19 protein-coding genes are annotated in these 17,231 nt (G+C 37.2%); 8 read left to right on the forward strand and 11 right to left on the reverse strand.

What is annotated here, in order from left to right; translation table 11 throughout:
• Positions 1-464: 464 nt before the first annotated feature.
• Positions 465-815: a hypothetical protein gene (locus COE25_RS21290; protein WP_098934025.1), complete on the forward strand. Its 351-nt coding sequence runs from the start codon at positions 465-467 to the stop codon at positions 813-815.
• Here COE25_RS21290 and COE25_RS21295 read toward each other — a convergent pair.
• Positions 812-1,441, reverse strand: a complete 630-nt coding sequence (locus COE25_RS21295) for a TVP38/TMEM64 family protein (RefSeq protein WP_098934026.1) — start codon at positions 1,439-1,441, stop codon at positions 812-814. The genes COE25_RS21290 and COE25_RS21295 overlap by 4 nt on opposite strands.
• A 112-nt stretch (positions 1,442-1,553) precedes the next feature.
• Positions 1,554-2,327, reverse strand: coding sequence for a C40 family peptidase (locus COE25_RS21300; RefSeq protein ID WP_098934027.1), 774 nt, complete (start codon positions 2,325-2,327; stop codon positions 1,554-1,556).
• A gap of 412 nt (positions 2,328-2,739) precedes the next feature.
• On the opposite strand from COE25_RS21300, the gene COE25_RS21305 reads away from it, so the two are divergent.
• The gene (locus COE25_RS21305; RefSeq protein WP_257208912.1) at positions 2,740-3,870 is read left to right on the forward strand and encodes a TIGR04053 family radical SAM/SPASM domain-containing protein; all 1,131 of its coding nucleotides are present in this window, start codon (positions 2,740-2,742) and stop codon (positions 3,868-3,870) included.
• 197 nt (positions 3,871-4,067) lie between these two features.
• The gene (gene corA, locus COE25_RS21310; RefSeq protein WP_088086825.1) at positions 4,068-5,018 is read left to right on the forward strand and encodes a magnesium/cobalt transporter CorA; all 951 of its coding nucleotides are present in this window, start codon (positions 4,068-4,070) and stop codon (positions 5,016-5,018) included.
• Positions 5,019-5,055: 37 nt separating this feature from the next.
• On the opposite strand, the gene COE25_RS21315 is transcribed toward corA, so the two are convergent.
• Complete coding sequence (locus tag COE25_RS21315; RefSeq protein WP_098934028.1) at positions 5,056-5,367, reverse strand: hypothetical protein; 312 nt, start codon at positions 5,365-5,367, stop codon at positions 5,056-5,058.
• A 178-nt stretch (positions 5,368-5,545) separates the two neighbouring features.
• Between COE25_RS21315 and COE25_RS21320 the strand changes: the two genes are divergently transcribed.
• Positions 5,546-6,637, forward strand: coding sequence for a M42 family metallopeptidase (locus COE25_RS21320; protein ID WP_098934052.1), 1,092 nt, complete (start codon positions 5,546-5,548; stop codon positions 6,635-6,637).
• Between the two features lie 124 nt (positions 6,638-6,761).
• Positions 6,762-6,977: a twin-arginine translocase TatA/TatE family subunit gene (locus COE25_RS21325; RefSeq protein WP_098934029.1), complete on the forward strand. Its 216-nt coding sequence runs from the start codon at positions 6,762-6,764 to the stop codon at positions 6,975-6,977.
• A gap of 390 nt (positions 6,978-7,367) precedes the next feature.
• On the opposite strand, the gene COE25_RS21330 is transcribed toward COE25_RS21325, so the two are convergent.
• Positions 7,368-7,931 carry a hypothetical protein gene (locus tag COE25_RS21330; RefSeq protein ID WP_098934030.1) on the reverse strand — a complete coding sequence of 188 codons (564 nt, stop codon included), beginning with the start codon at positions 7,929-7,931 and terminating at the stop codon, positions 7,368-7,370.
• 401 nt (positions 7,932-8,332) lie between these two features.
• Between COE25_RS21330 and COE25_RS30945 the strand changes: the two genes are divergently transcribed.
• Positions 8,333-8,590, forward strand: coding sequence for a hypothetical protein (locus tag COE25_RS30945; protein ID WP_180247562.1), 258 nt, complete (start codon positions 8,333-8,335; stop codon positions 8,588-8,590).
• Between the two features lie 167 nt (positions 8,591-8,757).
• On the opposite strand, the gene COE25_RS21340 is transcribed toward COE25_RS30945, so the two are convergent.
• The 6 genes from COE25_RS21340 to hmpA all read right to left on the reverse strand — a co-directional run bounded on the left by COE25_RS21340 (position 8,758) and on the right by hmpA (position 14,295).
• Positions 8,758-9,126, reverse strand: a complete 369-nt coding sequence (locus tag COE25_RS21340; RefSeq protein WP_098934031.1) for a VOC family protein — start codon at positions 9,124-9,126, stop codon at positions 8,758-8,760.
• Between the two features lie 291 nt (positions 9,127-9,417).
• Positions 9,418-10,398: an ABC transporter permease gene (locus tag COE25_RS21345; protein WP_088086820.1), complete on the reverse strand. Its 981-nt coding sequence runs from the start codon at positions 10,396-10,398 to the stop codon at positions 9,418-9,420.
• Positions 10,391-11,305, reverse strand: coding sequence for an ABC transporter ATP-binding protein (locus COE25_RS21350; RefSeq protein ID WP_088086819.1), 915 nt, complete (start codon positions 11,303-11,305; stop codon positions 10,391-10,393). The genes COE25_RS21345 and COE25_RS21350 overlap by 8 nt, the downstream gene beginning before the upstream one ends.
• A gap of 13 nt (positions 11,306-11,318) precedes the next feature.
• The gene (locus COE25_RS21355; RefSeq protein ID WP_098934032.1) at positions 11,319-12,092 is read right to left on the reverse strand and encodes an SGNH/GDSL hydrolase family protein; all 774 of its coding nucleotides are present in this window, start codon (positions 12,090-12,092) and stop codon (positions 11,319-11,321) included.
• A 190-nt stretch (positions 12,093-12,282) separates the two neighbouring features.
• On the reverse strand, positions 12,283-12,891 hold the full coding sequence (locus COE25_RS21360; protein WP_179195777.1) for a DedA family protein: 609 nt from the start codon (positions 12,889-12,891) through the stop codon (positions 12,283-12,285).
• 189 nt (positions 12,892-13,080) lie between these two features.
• Positions 13,081-14,295 carry an NO-inducible flavohemoprotein gene (gene hmpA / locus COE25_RS21365; RefSeq protein ID WP_098934033.1) on the reverse strand — a complete coding sequence of 405 codons (1,215 nt, stop codon included), beginning with the start codon at positions 14,293-14,295 and terminating at the stop codon, positions 13,081-13,083.
• A gap of 313 nt (positions 14,296-14,608) precedes the next feature.
• On the opposite strand from hmpA, the gene COE25_RS21370 reads away from it, so the two are divergent.
• Together COE25_RS21370 and COE25_RS21375 are read left to right on the forward strand one after the other, a co-directional pair.
• The gene (locus COE25_RS21370) at positions 14,609-15,457 is read left to right on the forward strand and encodes a DegV family protein (RefSeq protein WP_098934034.1); all 849 of its coding nucleotides are present in this window, start codon (positions 14,609-14,611) and stop codon (positions 15,455-15,457) included.
• Between the two features lie 132 nt (positions 15,458-15,589).
• Positions 15,590-16,177 carry a YdcF family protein gene (locus tag COE25_RS21375; RefSeq protein ID WP_098934035.1) on the forward strand — a complete coding sequence of 196 codons (588 nt, stop codon included), beginning with the start codon at positions 15,590-15,592 and terminating at the stop codon, positions 16,175-16,177.
• A gap of 71 nt (positions 16,178-16,248) precedes the next feature.
• Here the strand turns inward: COE25_RS21375 and COE25_RS21380 are convergent, their stop codons facing one another.
• Entirely contained in the window at positions 16,249-16,815 is a 567-nt protein-coding gene (locus COE25_RS21380; protein WP_098934036.1) for a GNAT family N-acetyltransferase, read from the reverse strand.
• Positions 16,816-17,231 lie beyond the last annotated feature (416 nt).

Below are 17,231 nucleotides of genomic sequence, written 5' to 3' on the forward strand. Positions count from 1 at the left end.
AAAAAAAGTGAAACTTATCGTTAAGTATCACTTCCCTTTCTAACCTTATTAACATTATCGATTATTTTCTTAATATTTTCTCTCGGACTCCAGCAATTAAATTGGTAGTTCGTTTTTGTCTCAAAGCCTAAACGACTACAAAAGTAGTGCATCCCCTCTGGCTTTTTTTCTACTTTAAAATGCCTGCATGTCGCACAACAATGAAAATCTTTCATTTATTCTCCTTATCTTTTCTTAAACTATTAATCTTTCGTTCATAATTTATTAATAATTATCGATTAAGATTTAAATAGGTTCACGGAAGAACCTTAAACCTCCGCCCCCTTAAAATATAGATTAGTTTGAATACCCGGCCCCATGGCCGGGTAATTTTTTTATAGAAATTTCCACACCTGGATAAGTATACTTCTCCTAAACCCTGTCAATAACAATACCAATCAAGGAAATAGAATGAGGTGTTGTTTATGAAGGGTATTTATTTTATCAATGATCGTATTTGTTTAAATGGTCTAACTAAGGAAGAAAGTATTTCAGTACAAGAACAATCTTTAAAAAAGATGATCCACGACCAAAAAATTCAAGTAGTAAAGTTCAACCCCTACCAGTTGAATGACTATTACACGATTCCACATGCACTTTTATACGATTTAAAAAAAGAAAAAGTTCCTATCGATTGTTTTTTGTATTACTCCTCTCAGGTGATCGAAGATTTTATTTACAGCTATCCAGCTAAATGGCTTATTTTAAAAAGCTTCTTTAAGGAACTAATCTCCGTTGAGGAACAAAATGATTTAAATATTCAAGAAGTTGTTTAATCAAGAGAATTCTTTGCCTGCTTTCGATAAACAATAACAAAGTTAATCAGGATAATGATGACCATATAGGCGCCGTAAAGTCCGAAAGAATAAAGCTTGTTGTTACTAAATGAAGCACCTGCATACGACAAAAGCAGAATGTTTGGAACTTTTCCGATTATGGATGCAGTAAAAAATGTTAGCCATCTCACATGACTTAACCCACAAATGATATTGACAACCGGTGCTGGAATGATAGGAATTAATCGACAGGTTAATATTGCTACAAAGGAATTTCTGTTTAAAAACTCATCGTATTCCTGAACTTTTGGATATATCATCAGTTTATCCTGGGCAAAATCGCGAAAACCATACCTGGATAAGAAGAAGAAAGCCATCGTCCCAGCCATGGCCCCTGTTAAGGATACAAGCATCCCTTGGGCCGTTCCAAATACGGCTCCGATCATTCCTGCTAAAACTGGAAACGGGATGACAGGAAAAAAGACACAAATCGACACTAATAACATACTAATAAAAATCGATAAGGCTCCGCCTTGTTTAACAAGATGCAGTAATTCATCTTTTTGAAAAAAACCAATCGCAATGATTACTAGCAATATCACTATACTAATAATTTTTTTTAACATCCGACAACTCCATTCACTTCAATTTTTTTGATTAGCCTTATCATACTATATTTTTAATTTTGAAAAAATAAAAAGAGTCTTTCAATGTTGAAAGACCTTTCTACTTTATCTATTAAAATGCAGTCCTTGCACCAAGGTACCTTGGTTTCCAGTAGGAATTGGTCATATCTGCAATCGATACACCTTTTGATCCCGCTTGAATGAATTGGTTATTTCCTAAATAAATCCCTACATGTGTAGGACCTGGAGCATATGTTTCAAAGAATACTAGATCACCGGGATTTGGGCTGCTGACAGCTTTCAGTCCAGACCATTGTGTTGCTGACGTTCGTGGAATGGTTACTCCAACTTTATTAAATACATAACTTGTCAAACCGCTGCAATCAAAACCTGACGGCGTATTGCCACCCCATAAATAAGATGTTCCAATGTATTTTTTGGCTTCATCTATCACCAGTTGCGCCTTTGATACAGTTGGTGCAGGTACTGGATTTGATGTACCACCCGCATTTATCTTTAAGACTTGTCCTACATAGATCGTATCTGATGTGAGGTGATTCAGTGATTTAAGCTGAGCAATGGAAAGTTTGAATCGTACTGAAATAAGGTAAAGTGTGTCCCCTTTTTGGACCGTATAGGTAGGTGCAACTAGTTCGTGGCTGTGTGGTGCTAATAATGATAGCTTCTGATTTACATAGAGATTATCACTTGTTAGGTGATTCCAAGTTTTCAAGTCAGAGACTGAGACTTTGTTTGCTTGTGAAATCTTCCAAAGTGTATCCCCCGATTGGACATTATAAATGTTTTCATGTGCACTAGCAGAACCAACAAATGTAGAAAACAGGATTCCCGCCGTTGCTGCGAATGATAATAGTTGTTTTTTCATCGTAGCATCCCTTCAATTCGTTTGTGTACCTAAATCATAAACGAACATTAAGGATGGAATAAACCCCAAGGATATGGCTTACAAGGTAAAAAAATCCAATTCTAGCAAAGAAAACCGTAAATATAACAAACACAACTATGTAACTATCCACTATATATCATGTTTATCATGGAATCTTACATTATTTATTAATGTTTTTGTAACATAAATGTAACACAAAAGAAGATTATGATTTTTATAGATATCACATAATTCTCACTAGGATGTAGAAATATTGTAACAATACTCCCATGCACTGTGGGTTGATAAACCTATAATAAACCTATAGTTTTATAAATATTAATGAATTTGGGTGATGATGATGCAAGGAATAGGAAAAGGACATCCACATGCTATGGGGCACCCTCATGGAATGAGAAATGTAATAGATTATGATAAAAATCCATTTATCGTCATTTGGGAAGTAACGAGAGCCTGTCAGCTTAAGTGCATTCACTGTCGTGCTGATGCGCAGCTTACTCCAGACCCACGGGAACTTTCACATAAAGAAGGAATCAATTTAATTGATCAAATTTATGAGATGGATAATCCAATGCTCGTTTTTACAGGCGGGGATTGTATGATGAGAGAAGATCTTTATGAACTTGCTGACTATGCAATTAAAAAAGGGATGCGCGTGTCGATGACACCTAGTGCCACAGCGAATGTAACAAAAGAAAAAATGAAACTGTTCAAAGATGTAGGACTCTCACGCTGGGGCTTTAGTTTAGACGGCCCAACACCCGAGATTCATGATCATTTCCGCGGGACCCCTGGATCATTTGATTTAACCGTTGAAAAAATTAAATACTTAAATGAATTAGACATGCCGCTCCAAATCAATACAGTAATCTCTCGTTATAATTATGACTCGCTTGAACAAATGGCAAAACTTGTTGGCGAGCTAGGCGCTGTTATGTGGTACATCTTCCTACTTGTCCCAACTGGCAGAGGTCAAATGGACGCATGTATTTCTCCTGCTGAGCATGAAAAGGTGTTTCGTTGGTTGTATGAATTAAGCAAAACTGCACCATATGATATTAAAACTACCGCAGCACAACATTACCGCAGGGTTGTTTTACAGCAAAAAACGCGCGACCAGTTAATTGAAAAAGGTGAAATTCATTACGAAGACTCGATTACAACTGATTTTGCTTCCATGCATGATGGCTTGAAGCGTGCGCCAAAAGGCGTAAATGATGGCAACGGCTTCGCCTTTGTCTCCCATATTGGAGATGTTATGCCAAGTGGATTACTTCCTATTGTCGGTGGTAACATCCGTGATACCCCGCTTGCAGAAATTTATCGTGAGTCAAAAGTATTTAAAGAACTACGTCAACCTGATAACTACAAAGGCAAATGCGGCATTTGTGAATACAACAAAATGTGCGGCGGTTCCCGCTCACGAACTTATGCCGTAACAGGCGATTATCTGGAAAGTGAACCGTTCTGTGTTTATATACCACAATCGATGCGGAATAAAGAAACTTCACCAATCGTATAACCATTATTAATTAGTAAAGAGGCATTCTGCTATTAGAATGCCTCTTTATAGTCCATTAAATCTCTCATTTTCGAAATGGACTATAAAGTCAGGGAAACTCCTTATATAATTTTGAAAATTGACCATTAAAAGTTATGATAAAGTTATACATAATAATCATTTTATGGAATGATAATTGAACGAACTAAGGAGTTAACATGATTAGAACAATTGCGATATCCCAAACTAACCAATTGAAACCAGACCTTTCAATTGAGGAACTGATAAGAGGAGATTTTCTATGGTACTGGATTGATTTTGGGCAGCCAACCACCGAAGAAATTGAATTCCTAAGGACCCCTCTCTCCTTTCATCCACTTGCTATTGAGGATTGTGTCCATACTTTACAGCGACCAAAGCTGGATTATTATGAAGACTACACTTTTTTGGTTACGCAAGCACTAAATCAACAGATGCTTACAAGGGAAGAAATTGATTTCTTTCTTAGCAAAGACTACATAATTACTTTTCATCATAACTTTTCACCTGAAATTGATGAGGTTTGGAAGCGAATTACTTTATCAACCAACGTTGAAGAGTGGGAGCCATCCCATATTTTGTACCTTGTTCTTGATAAAATGGTCGATAATTATTTCCCTCTTGTCTATCTAATTGAGGATCGGTTAAATGAAATTGATGAGAATTCAAAAGGAAGATCTATGGAGGCATTGCTCGAAGATTTATTTGATACAAGGCACCATCTTCTATCATTGAGGCATACTATTACACCGATGCGCGATCTTATATACAGGGTCTTAAATTCACAGCGAATGACTTCGATTCAGGGTAAAAGGGAATACTATTCTGATATTCATGACCATTTGCTTAAATTAACAGAGATGATTGAGGCAAACCGTGAACTTACCACGGACATCAGGGATAGTTATATTTCGATAAATTCACACCAAACAAATCATGTAATGAAGGTCCTTACCGTTATTACCACGATTTTCATGCCGCTCACCTTTATTGCAGGTCTATATGGGATGAACTTTCATTATATGCCTGAGTTGACATGGAAATATGGATATTTCGCAACTATTGGGCTGATGATTCTTGTAGCGATCGGCATGTCGCTCTGGTTTAAGAAAAAAGGTTGGTTTAAGTAAAAAGACTAGCTGCTGCTAGTCTTTCTTGACTTCTACTTTATTTCCACTCTTCAAAGTCAACAGTTCCCCCTGTTAAATCAATCGTGTTGCGCTCACCCTTATAATAGGTTTTCCCATCCTTTTCAAAAATTAGATTCTCATACGTATAGACCTTTTGTCCGTTTGGAAGATGAATAACCACCTTTGGTCCCGGATTTTCAATTGGTGCTTCAATTCGAATTGTGTTTTGATAGAAATAACGAAAAACAAAAAAACCGGCGGTTAATACAATACAAGCTAATATGAAAAAAAATAGACCCTTAAAGGATGATTGCTTAGGCTTGGAGTGGTATAATTCGGCTCTGGTCAACTTTTTCTCCTCCCATTGGTGTTTGTTCAATTAGTTTTTTAAATAGTTAGAATAGTTCCATTCATGCCCATACCGTTATTTTTTATTCCTATTAAAAAAATTTTAATACTTGTTAACCTATGCATTACCTAAGGAAAAGTTGATAATAATCGTATCTAGACACATCATTTTCGTAATTATGTATAATATTAGAGAAAGAAAACAGAAAGGGGTATTTGCTTTGCCTACTATAAATCCACAAGAAACGTTAAAATTAATCACTGACTTGGTATCCATTCCAAGCCCATCAGGAAACACAAATGAAGTGATTACCTTTGTTGAAAATTACCTTGCTGAGTTACAAATTAAAACCTATAGAAACCGTAAAGGCGGTTTAATAGCCACAATTGAGGGTAGTGATTCAAGTAAGCACCGCATGCTTACGGCACATGTGGATACTCTCGGTGCGATGGTAAAGGAAGTAAAGTCAAATGGTCGCTTGAAAATTGACTTAATTGGCGGATTTAAATATAACTCGATTGAAGGAGAATATTGCCAAATCGAAACCAGCAGCAGCAAAAAATATTCTGGAACCATTTTGATGCACCAAACCTCAGTCCATGTTTATAAAGATGCTGGCAAAGCTGAGCGAAATCAGGAAAATATCGAAATTAGAATTGATGAGAATGTACATACTGCGGAGGATGTTCGTGCATTGGGAATTGAGGTCGGTGATTTTGTTTCATTTGACCCACGTGTAGAAGTAACACCAAGCGGCTACATTAAATCCCGCCATTTGGACGATAAAGCAAGTGTGGCCATACTTCTGCAATTAATAAAGCAAATTAAAACAGACAATATTACCTTACCCTATACAACCCATTTCTTAATTTCTAATAATGAGGAAATCGGATACGGGGGAAATTCGAATATTACTCCAGAAACGGTTGAGTATTTAGCAGTTGATATGGGAGCAATCGGCGACGGACAATCGACAGATGAGTATACTGTTTCGATCTGTGTGAAGGATGCAAGTGGACCCTATCATTTTGAGTTGAGAAAAAACTTAGTTCGACTAGCAAAAGAGAACAATATCCTATACAAATTAGATATCTATCCTTTTTATGGCTCAGATGCGTCAGCAGCGATCCGCTCGGGTCATGATATTGTCCATGGTCTAATTGGACCTGGCATCGATTCATCACATGCATTCGAGCGGACACACGAATCATCCATTGATAACACGTCAAAGCTGCTATATCATTACGTTCAATCAGAATTAATTCAATAGGAATATTCAAACTGGTGCAGTGTTTCACCGTTTTTTTCTATTCCATTCGAATTTTGTACAATTAAAGATAAAAAAGGTATAATAGACACTAGTTATATAGCATTCATCACTAGGAGATGTAAATATGTTTTCTAATATTGGAGTACCAGGATTAATTTTGATTTTAATCGTAGCCTTGGTCGTCTTCGGTCCAAACAAACTTCCTGAAGTTGGCCGTGCTTTTGGCAGATCGATTCGCGAATTTAAAAGAGCGACTGACGGAATTGCTGACGATATAAAGGAAGAGATAAAAGAGGAAATCAAAGAGACTAAACAAGAAACAATTAGTTTAAAAAAATAAGTTTTATGAATTATTGTTGTCAATCATAGGTAATTTCTTTCATCATTATAAACATCCAAAAAACATCCCCATCAACGGATTGAGGGGATGTTTATTTTTTGGATTATTTTTTAGTAAATGCTTGAAATTGATTCATTAATTTTTGCCTGGATTTTGGATTACGAAGTAAATATGCAGCACCTAGTGCAACGGTGGTCATCATTAAATTTTTCCTTCTCATTTCAAACCTCCTCGGAATTAATCATTCTTAACTATTCCCTTTATTAAGTTATTTTAACAGCAGTAATTATTGACATCTTGTCATTATGAATAGGTTGAATAATTGAAGATTGAACTGTTTAAACAAAGAAAAAACTAATCCCTCTGAATTAGTTTTTCGATAGAAGCTCATTACTTTTTCAGTAATTCTTTGATTTTTTGATTATGCTGTTTTGTTTGATCTAACAGTTGATTTAGAAGTAACACGGCCTGTTTGTTGTCTTTCTTTTCAACGGCTTTCCTTAATTCATGGAATGTCCTCCAATGTGACATTTCTTTTCCGCCATGTGCCTGTTTTATAAATTCCTCTTTTGTTAACTTACCTGCATCAAATTGTTTTTTTAGTTCTTCTATTTTCGCCATTTTTTCTTTTTTCCATTTCTCACGTTTTTCAGCATTTTCAGGACTCATCCATTGGTTACTTAGTGTTTTCTTTTCCGCAAGGACTGTTGTCCACTCGCCTTTTTTATCTGGAGTATACTGGTCTACCCATGATAGAAGCATTTTCTCTCTTTCCGCCATCTTTGCTTGCCAATCTTTATGCATCATATGATGCTCTCTGCCCTCTTTACAATTACAAGGTGCTTTTTCCCTTTGCTCTCCATTATTGGTGTCAGGCACCGTCTGGTTTGCTGCAGCCACTCCCTGCACAGACAATATTAATCCTAATGATAAAAGTAACATTTTAAACTTCATAATTATCTCCTTCCTATTCTTTTAATTAGTAAAATAAACCTTTTTTAATGGTACGGAATTATCATTCCCAGTTCGTCAAAAAAAATTTACCATTTTGACAAATATTTAGTTATAAAACACTTGAGATTCTATTTGTATTATTGTATTCTAAAAACAGAGAATATATGTGAAATAATTCACAAGATAACAAGAGCATTCGCTCTATTTTTTTATAATCCTCATGTAAAATGTTCAAAAATGGGGGTTACCAATTGAAAAAGGCAAACTCGCTGTCGACTCTTATCTTCGCGTTAAGAACACGAAAAATGTTTTTAGTATCGGGGACTGCTCTTTATTCATGAAGGATGATAATTCTGCCCTGGCCCCGACTGCACAAGTAGGCTTGCAACAATCGCCTGTTTGTGCAAAAATATTGTTGTACACTTCGCGGTGAATCATTAACCACCTTTGAATATCACCACAAAGGCTCTGTTGCTTCGATTGGACTTTCTGCTGGCGTTGGCAAAGTGGGGCATGTTCGTTTTTCTGGCTTAATTGGGGCCTTTATGAAACTAGTCATTGAAGCCCGCTACCTGTTTAATCTTGGCGGTCCTTCATTAATACTCAAGCAACACTTTGGTGTAAGTAGAGAACCAGTGAAAGTTACTGTGAAACAGTAAAACCTAAAATTATTTATGCATATTTCCTTCCGGCTGGTGTCCCCTCTCCCTGCTGGAAATTGAATAGAATCATCCCTAAGAAATGTGCCTTCAATCCCCCAATTTAAGGCATTCAGCCCCATTCCAAATTTCTGGAGTGGAGCTGTTTTTATATCTCAAAGGAATTTCTAGAGCCATTCTAATAATTCAAGTCGATTGCCAAACGGATCATGTACATGAATTCTGCTCGCCCCTGGAAGTAGATCGTCCTCTGTATACAAAACTCCCTTTTCACGTAGATGACCTTTTAAAGCCTCGATATTTTCTACCACTAATGCAGGATGTGCTTTTTTAGCTGGTGAAAATGGTTCCTCTACCCCAATGTGAAGTTGAAAGGTCCCAAATTCAAACCAAACCCCGCCGCGTTTCTTTAATTCTGCTGGCTTTTCAACTTCAATTAATCCCAGAATTCCATTGAAAAATTCCCTCGCGGTTTCTTCACAGCCCTTTGGGCCAGCAAGTTGAATATGATCGATCTTTTTTATTGCAAATGACATAGACACTCCTCCATTTGTCAATTATCCTCTCTAATATTTTATTAATTTTATAATATTCTTTCAAGTTGGAACTTTTTTAATTTTAATCGGTTAAACTGGGCTGTTGATTTCCACTCCAGGCGCGTGCGGTTCGCGGGCTGTCCGTGGAGCCTCCGGGGTCTCCCCTGCCCCGTCCCCTCCCGCAGGAGTCTTCGCGCCTTACGCTCCAATCAACGTAGGCTTTAAAATCAACTATGACCTTTAACGCACCCAATAAAAAAGCTATTCCCGCAAACACGGAAATAGCTTTCTCTAATAGACATCTCTCCTAGTAAAGACAAAAAATGAAACGAATAAAGCAACTGCCCACCACACAAAGAGGATTTGGATGGAAAATGAAAGATCCATGCCTTCAATCGGAGGTGCTGTTCCTTTCATATAATCGGTTAACCGTAAATTAACCATAAAAAAGTACTTGGCAGATTCCCAGGAGGATACCATGTTCGTTAATATAGCTCCTGAGATTAAAGAGGCAAGCATGACTCCCATGCCGGCAGCCGTACTGCGAATCAAAACCGACAGCATAAAGGATAAGGTACCGACGACAATAGAGACAAACCAGACCAGTCCAAAGTCCATTAATAAAAATTTCCATTGCCCCATAAGTTTGACTTCTGAAGTATTTAAGCCTGTTTCGGTCACATTAAAGCCTGTTAAAATGGGTGCTCCCCAGCCTTTGTACCCAAACACCAAACCAGAAATCAAATAAGAAAGGATTCCTGCGATCGCAATAATTAATGAAATGGCTAAGCAAAGAGTCAAATATTTACTTAAGAGTACCTTCCATCGTTTGACCGGCCTCGTCAGTAGCAGTTTAATTGATCCTAAACTGTGCTCGGATGAAACCAAATCACTGGCAATGACCATGACCATTAATGGAATAAAGAGATCAATCGAGTTTTCTAAGAAAATCCTCATAAACGTTGGTGCACCAGGCTCAGAAGGATTAATATCATGATCCAGATAATATTGTTGCTGTTGCAGGGATATTTGCAGTTGTTTCTTCCATTCATCGGTTATCCGACTGCTGCTCAAACGATTGGTCGTGTCAACAATTTGCTGTTGTAAAATTGTTCGCCAATCACTAGTTCCCAATTTTTCTCGTTGTGTTTGAACTTGTTTATATTGTGCATATGTAAATAACATGACAAGAACGCCAATAATGATAGCAATAACAATAAGCCGCTTCTTGGCAATCAGTTTCATCATTTCATTTTGAATCAATTTATTCAATCGTATCACCCCCCGTAAGTTCGAGGAATAAATCTTCCAGGACTGGCATTTTTCGATTCATTTCAGTCACAGCAATTCCTGCTTCAACCAACTGCTTATTCCATAGAGGTATCTTTTGTTCATTAAATTCTGTCAGTATGGTACCATCTTCTGTTACATCAATTTTGGTTAACGAACTTAATACTTCCTTACCCTTCTCAAGCGGATGAACCTGCCAAACGACTCTTTCGCGATTTGCTAGCAGTTGATGGACAGTATCCGTTCGTATAATCGTCCCTTTTGAAATAATCGCGACACGGTCACACAAAAGTTGAATTTCGCTTAGCAAATGACTGGAAACTAAGACGCTTAAGCCTTCATCCTCTGCAAGAAACCTTATAAATTGTCTCATTTCACGGATTCCTGCCGGATCCAACCCATTAGTTGGCTCATCAAGAATCAGCACTTTTGGTCTCCCTAATAAGGCTTGAGCAATCCCAAGACGTTGTCTCATCCCTAAAGAATAGGTTTTTACCTTATCATGAATTCTTTCTGTTAAACCAACAAGTTTAGTAACCTCTTTAATTCGTTGTTCTCCGATTCCTTCGAGCATTCTGGCAAAATGAAGGAGGTTATTATACCCGGAAAGATAGGGATATAATTCTGGATTCTCGACAATACAACCAAGATTGGTCATTGCTTCTTGAAAATTCTCTTCTATATTCGCGCCACAAATGTGAATGCTGCCGGATGTGGGTTTGATTAATCCAACAAGCATGCGGATCGTCGTTGTTTTCCCTGCTCCATTTGGGCCTAAGAAGCCAAATACCTCTCCTTCCCGTAAATCGAAAGTCAATCCCTTGATAATTTCCTTTTTTCCAATTACTTTTTTAAGATTTTTTACAGATAGTGTAATTTTTTTCTCCATCGAATTCCTCTCCTTACCAGGTAAGCAATGAAGCTACCCGTTCGGCAATTAAACGATACCCTTTTGAATTTGGATGAAACTTGTCGGAATATAAGTAGTCATTCACTTTTAACTCAAACAAGTCGAAGGTTGGTACAAACACGATTTTTGGAAAAGAAGCACTGACTTCTGCACTATCGTAATTCCAGTGGCGGACCACTTTTGACATCACTTTTCCCTGCTCTAATTCAATAAATGGATTATACAAACCAATGAAAAACACATTGGCATTTGTATTGTTTTTACGTATTTGCTCAAAAACAAACTTCAAATTATCCAGGTATTTCTTCTCAATCGCAGCAATATCTTCAGCTTTAAAATCGCTTAAGCCTTGCCCCCCGCGGAACAAGTCGTTTCCGCCAATCGTCACTAGGACAATATCAGCTTTTTGAATTTGGCGCCCTACTTCTGTTTCCTGTACTTGCTTCCTTAGAGATCCAGATCTTTGACCATTGATACCAAGGTTGGTCAACTGTACCGGACGCTTTGTTTTTCCCTTGATTTCATCAATCAAGACACCCACATATCCTTTTCCGGTTTCATCGCCTGTTCCTCGAGTTAACGAATCACCTAACGCCACGATGGTTAACCCTTTTTTATTTTCCACCTTGGAAACGGTTTTTGCTTCTGGAACCTTTTCTGGTTTTCCAGCATAAAATTCCCCTACCGCCCAACCAAGCCCGATCAGCCAGAGGAGGCAAAATAATACAGCTATGCCCGTGATCGAACGTATGACATTTTTATTCATTAAATAACATCCTTTCTGGCCATTTCTTTATTTAATTTAATCATAGTTGAGATATGAATCAAACTTTCAAGGACCATATATATCGTATAAAATACATAAAGTTCGAAAATTGTTAACTTCTACAACTATTTACTCTAAATAAAAATCAAAGGAACCGTTGAGAGGACTCCTTTGATCTTAATTTGTTCTCCTATTTCGTTCCTGTTTCTATAACTACATTCCTTAATTTCCTAATCCCATAAATAATTACAATTAAAATGATAAGAACCACGCTGGTTAAAATTAAATATTTCCTTATGATTTCAAAAAAAACTTCCCATTGAGGACCAAGTATTTTTCCTAATGAGATAAAACTCGAAACCCAAATCGCTGACCCAAGCCCTGTATACAAGGTATAAATCCTAATTGGTAAACGAGTGACCCCAGAAAAATAACCGATAAAATGCCTAAATACTGGAATAAATAAGGCAATGATTAATAGTTTATTGCCATATTTTCTTAACCAGTTTGAAATTGAATTCAAACGATCTGGCTCTAAATGCAGCCGCTTCCCATGCTTTTCAAAAAATTGAATCCCAAGCTTATAGCCTACCCAATAGGAAAGCAACATTCCAAGCGTACAACCAGCTGCAGAAGCGAGTATACTTCCAAACCAATTAAGCTTTCCAAGAAAGGATAAAAACCCTGCATATGCCAACATTGCTTCCATAGGAATCGGAAGTGCAAATATACCAAGTGTAATGGAAAGAAAAAGAACAAGATACCCGTACTCGTTTATAATCGTCATTAAAAAATGCAATAATGTTTGCTCCTTTCCTAAAAGGGATATTTGGAATTGATATGGCATTAATTCTTATTGGTATTTTAACCAAACTTCTCTAATATAGTTATCGACTTATAGATTTCAAATTTATATTTTTGAAAGGCTGTTCGTAAGTTCACTACAAAAATAAAGCCGACTTCTATTAGAAATCGGCTTGTTTCTCTGTTATTCTTCTAAATTCCCCATAGGACCAAAAAATTCAAAGTGAATTCTTTCTTGATTTACTCCTAATTCTTTTAATGAACGATTAATAGCTTTCATAAATGGAACAGGTCCACAGAAATAAAAATCGGCGTCCTTGGTTGTGATATTTTCTTTCAGCCACTCACGGGTTACATAGCCTTCAACATCAAAGCGGTTATTCTTGCAATCCTCTTCTGTTGGTGAATCGTAAAAGAAATAGGAATGTACGTTTTCAAGCTTTGATATCTCTTCTACTTCGTCTCTTAGTGCATGTACATTCCCATTCGCAGCTGCATGGACAAATGTTACCTTACGTTCTGGCTGGACTTCAACGACTGTTTTTAACATACTCATCATTGGTGTTAAACCAATGCCCCCACTAAGTAACACAACAGGAGTATTCTTATTAGTATCAAGAACAAAATCCCCTGCAGGAGCACTTACTTTTAAAATATCTCCTTGGTTCACTCCGTCGTGTAAGTAATTGGACACCATTCCATCTGGATTTTCAGTCCCAGATTCGCGTTTAACACTGATTCGATAATAGTCCTTACCTGGAGCATCTGAAAGGCTGTATTGACGAATATGTGTGAACTTTTCACCTGCTATTTCTAGCTTGATACTAATATACTGACCAGGGGTAAAATTGGCAATTCCTTTATTGTCTTCTGGTTTTAAGTAAAACGAGGTGATCACTTCACTCTCAACTACTTTACGGTCGACTTTAAAGTTACGAAAGCCGTTCCAGCCACCCTGTTGATTTTCAGTTTCATCATATAATTCTGCTTCTACACTGATAAAAACATCTGCAATTACATTATATGCTTGAGCCCATGCGTCAATAATCTCGTCTGTTGCTGCATCACCTAATACATCCTTAATCGCTAGCAGTAGATGTTTTCCGACAATCGGGTAATGTTCAGGCAAGATGCCAAGGCTTCTATGTTTTTGTGCAATTTGCTTCACTACTGGAAGTATAGCTTCCAGATTATCGATATACATGGCAGCGGCATATACCGTTCCAGCCAATGCTTTTTGCTGTCTGCCTTGTTTTTGATTAGCATGATTAAATATATTTAGTAATTCAGGATGGTTGCCAAACATCAATTGGTAAAATCGAGTTGTAATTGTTTCCCCATGTTTTTCTAGAACAGGTACAGTTGATTTGATTATTTCTATTGTTTTTTGATCTAACATTTTTAACACTCCCTATATATTTCACTGTTTCCATAGTGATTATATGATATTTAACGCACAAAATAAGTGATTTAAATCACAGACTACTATTTTTGAACAATTCGAACTAGGTCCTTTTTGGGGTTTCTCTCCTAAAAACTTCACAAAGTTTTCATATTTTAACATGACAAATATAACTTGTTGGTTAATATTCCTTCTTGTAATGTTGAATCTAGTTATCAAAACAAAGGGAATAAAACTAACATGTGTAATGAGTAATATCGAGATTATATGATATAGAAATAAGAGATTTCGCTGGAGGAAGAGGATTAACATGAATACAGCAAAAATTGCATGGATTACTGACACAACGGCTTCGCTAAGCAAAGAGTTTATCGAGCAAAATAATATACATGTAGTTCCACTTAACATTGTAATTAACCAAGAATCCTACAAGGAAACAATAGATATTACACAAAAAGAGTTTTATGAGCGAATGAAACATGAGGATTCGAAATTTCAAACCTCCCAGCCTGCCCTGGGTGATTTTGTGGAACTTTATACAAGGTTAAAGGAAGACTATGACTACGGAATAGCTCTTCATGCTTCTAGTCTCTTATCAGGGACGTTTCAAACCTCTGTAATGGCAGCAGAAATGGCTGATTTTAAACTGTTTCCTATCGACTCCATGACAGGTTCCTACCCTCTTTCTTTTTTAATAAAAAAAGGGATCGAACTTGTAGGACAAGGACATGAGAGCGGTGAGGTTGTCGGAGAATTAAATGCACTACGCGACAATACACGCTTATATTTAGTCCCCTCAAATCTGGACCAACTCAAAAAAAGCGGCAGAGTATCCGGAGGCCAAGCAATACTAGCTTCATTATTTAATATAAAGCCGATTTTAGCGATTGAAGACGGTGGCGCTAAGATTAAAGATAAGGTTCGCACCGAAAAAAGAGCGATTTCCTGGTTGATAAATAATTTACAAACAGACTTGGAAACAACGAATGTTAGGAAAGTTGCTATCGTTCATGCTAATGATATCGAGAGAGCTGCCGTGCTTGAACAATTAGTCAACGAAACATTCCCTGATATCCAAACTGAATTAATGATGCTGATTACTGTGGCAGGCGTGCATACTGGGGTAGGAACGCTTGGACTGTCGTGGGTTTGTGAATAATGAAAAGGAAAGGACTGGGGGAGCGTCCTTTTTTAAATTCAACATATGTTAGTATTTCACACCTACTTAATCTATTATTTTGTATAATAGGTTTAATTAGTTGTGAAAAAAACTTGAAATGGATTTGAAATCATGAAAAATAAGAAAAGAGTGTTTTTGTTGTTGGGAGTTTTCGTGGCTTTAGGTTTAATTTACATTGGCAAATTACAAATTAAAATTAGTCAATATAGTAACATGGAGACACCTAAAAATGCAGACTATTTGATTGTCCTCGGGGCAAGGGTAAAAGGAACCGTCCCTTCCTTAGCGTTTGCGAGCAGAATAAATGCCGCTGCAGACTATTTAAAGAAAAACCAAGATACACTCGTCATTGCTTCTGGGGGGAAAGGATCTGGTGAAGAAATATCCGAGGCTGAATCCATCAAGAGGGAACTTAAGAAACAAGGAATTAGCGAGAATCGGATTATCTTAGAGGATCAATCAACTGATACATATGAAAATATTAATTTTTCGAAAAAGCTTATTCCCGATGGTGCCAAGCTTGGACTTGTGGTTACAAATAATTTTCATCTATATCGGGCAGTCTCAATTGCCCGTGATTATGGCCTACAGGTACAGGGACTCCCAGCAGAAACACCATGGATTGCTGTGGTAAAATCCTATTCCCGCGAATATTTGGCGATTACTAAATTCTATCTAAAAAGATATTTCCTTGATTAAATCCCTGCAGCTAGAGTTTTTCAATAAGTTCATGCAAAAGAGTACTGAAAAATCAGTACTCTTTTGCTGTATTAATTATTACTTATTATTGCATAAATACATGTATCACGTAGATCTTTTCTGTCCGCAGACATTTCATCATCTCTTAAAATGCCTTCTAAGGTAAACCCTAAGCGTTCAGGAATGGCCCGACTTTTGATATTTTTTGAGTCACAACGAATTTCAACCCGTTTTGCTTTGAGTTCAGTAAAGGCAAATTTCGTTATCGCCTCTGCAGCTTCCTTTATATACCCCTGCCCGCTATAGCGAGTATCGATCCAGTAACCTATTTCAACCTTCGGGATATTCCAATTGATCCTGTGCATTCCAGAAGAACCGATGAATTCTCCTGTTTCCCTATTAAAGATATGTAACCTCAAATCCTCGCGAGTTATAAACTTAGCATGTGCCTCACGCATGTTTACTTCTACATCTTCCTCGGTTTGCTCGCGGTGGGCCCAAGGCATCCATTCTTTTAGTTCATTTAACGAAGACTGCATTGCTTGGTACACCACTTTACCATCACCGGGAAGTGGCATGCGAATGAATAATCTTTCTGTGTAAAATTGATTTGGAAAGTCTAGTAGTATTGGTTTCATAATCTTTCCTCCTTCTGAATATAAACAATTCGCTACGATCATTGTTCATTCCTTTTTTCAGAAAAAAATATGGAGGAGCCGATTCGCTGATAGAAAGGGAATATTCGCTGATTGAAAAATCCGCTGATACGCCGAAAGTTTGATTCGCTCATTATACAGAGAAATTCGCCCATTCAACTAATAATTCGCTCATAAAACCAAGAAATCCGCCCATTCAATCGAAAAATTCGCTTATAAACTTAATTTCGTTCACTGTTGCAGCACAATTTGACTTCGCCCCATGGATAAATCCAGGGGATTCTTTTTTAAACCTTCATCAAAGCCGCCTTTAGGCCGGGGCTTCCAGGTCTTACTACTTCTCCAGTTCATTACGACATGTAGTAAAAACCACATACCGCAGCCCAATCATAGGCACT

Source organism: Bacillus sp. AFS031507, assembly GCF_002584635.1.
Taxonomy (GTDB): Bacteria; Bacillota; Bacilli; order Bacillales; family Cytobacillaceae; genus Neobacillus.

Coding starts and splice junctions, on each gene's coding strand:
- COE25_RS21290 (WP_098934025.1), top strand. CDS start 465: ATGAAGGGTATTTATTTTATCAATGATCGTATTTGTTTAAATGGTCTA.
- COE25_RS21295 (WP_098934026.1), bottom strand. CDS start 1,441: ATGTTAAAAAAAATTATTAGTATAGTGATATTGCTAGTAATCATTGCG.
- COE25_RS21300 (WP_098934027.1), bottom strand. CDS start 2,327: ATGAAAAAACAACTATTATCATTCGCAGCAACGGCGGGAATCCTGTTT.
- COE25_RS21305 (WP_257208912.1), top strand. CDS start 2,740: ATGAGAAATGTAATAGATTATGATAAAAATCCATTTATCGTCATTTGG.
- corA (WP_088086825.1), top strand. CDS start 4,068: ATGATTAGAACAATTGCGATATCCCAAACTAACCAATTGAAACCAGAC.
- COE25_RS21320 (WP_098934052.1), top strand. CDS start 5,546: ATGTATAATATTAGAGAAAGAAAACAGAAAGGGGTATTTGCTTTGCCT.
- COE25_RS21325 (WP_098934029.1), top strand. CDS start 6,762: ATGTTTTCTAATATTGGAGTACCAGGATTAATTTTGATTTTAATCGTA.
- COE25_RS21330 (WP_098934030.1), bottom strand. CDS start 7,931: ATGAAGTTTAAAATGTTACTTTTATCATTAGGATTAATATTGTCTGTG.
- COE25_RS21340 (WP_098934031.1), bottom strand. CDS start 9,126: ATGTCATTTGCAATAAAAAAGATCGATCATATTCAACTTGCTGGCCCA.
- COE25_RS21350 (WP_088086819.1), bottom strand. CDS start 11,305: ATGGAGAAAAAAATTACACTATCTGTAAAAAATCTTAAAAAAGTAATT.
- COE25_RS21355 (WP_098934032.1), bottom strand. CDS start 12,092: ATGAATAAAAATGTCATACGTTCGATCACGGGCATAGCTGTATTATTT.
- hmpA (WP_098934033.1), bottom strand. CDS start 14,295: ATGTTAGATCAAAAAACAATAGAAATAATCAAATCAACTGTACCTGTT.
- COE25_RS21370 (WP_098934034.1), top strand. CDS start 14,609: ATGAATACAGCAAAAATTGCATGGATTACTGACACAACGGCTTCGCTA.
- COE25_RS21375 (WP_098934035.1), top strand. CDS start 15,590: ATGAAAAATAAGAAAAGAGTGTTTTTGTTGTTGGGAGTTTTCGTGGCT.
- COE25_RS21380 (WP_098934036.1), bottom strand. CDS start 16,815: ATGAAACCAATACTACTAGACTTTCCAAATCAATTTTACACAGAAAGA.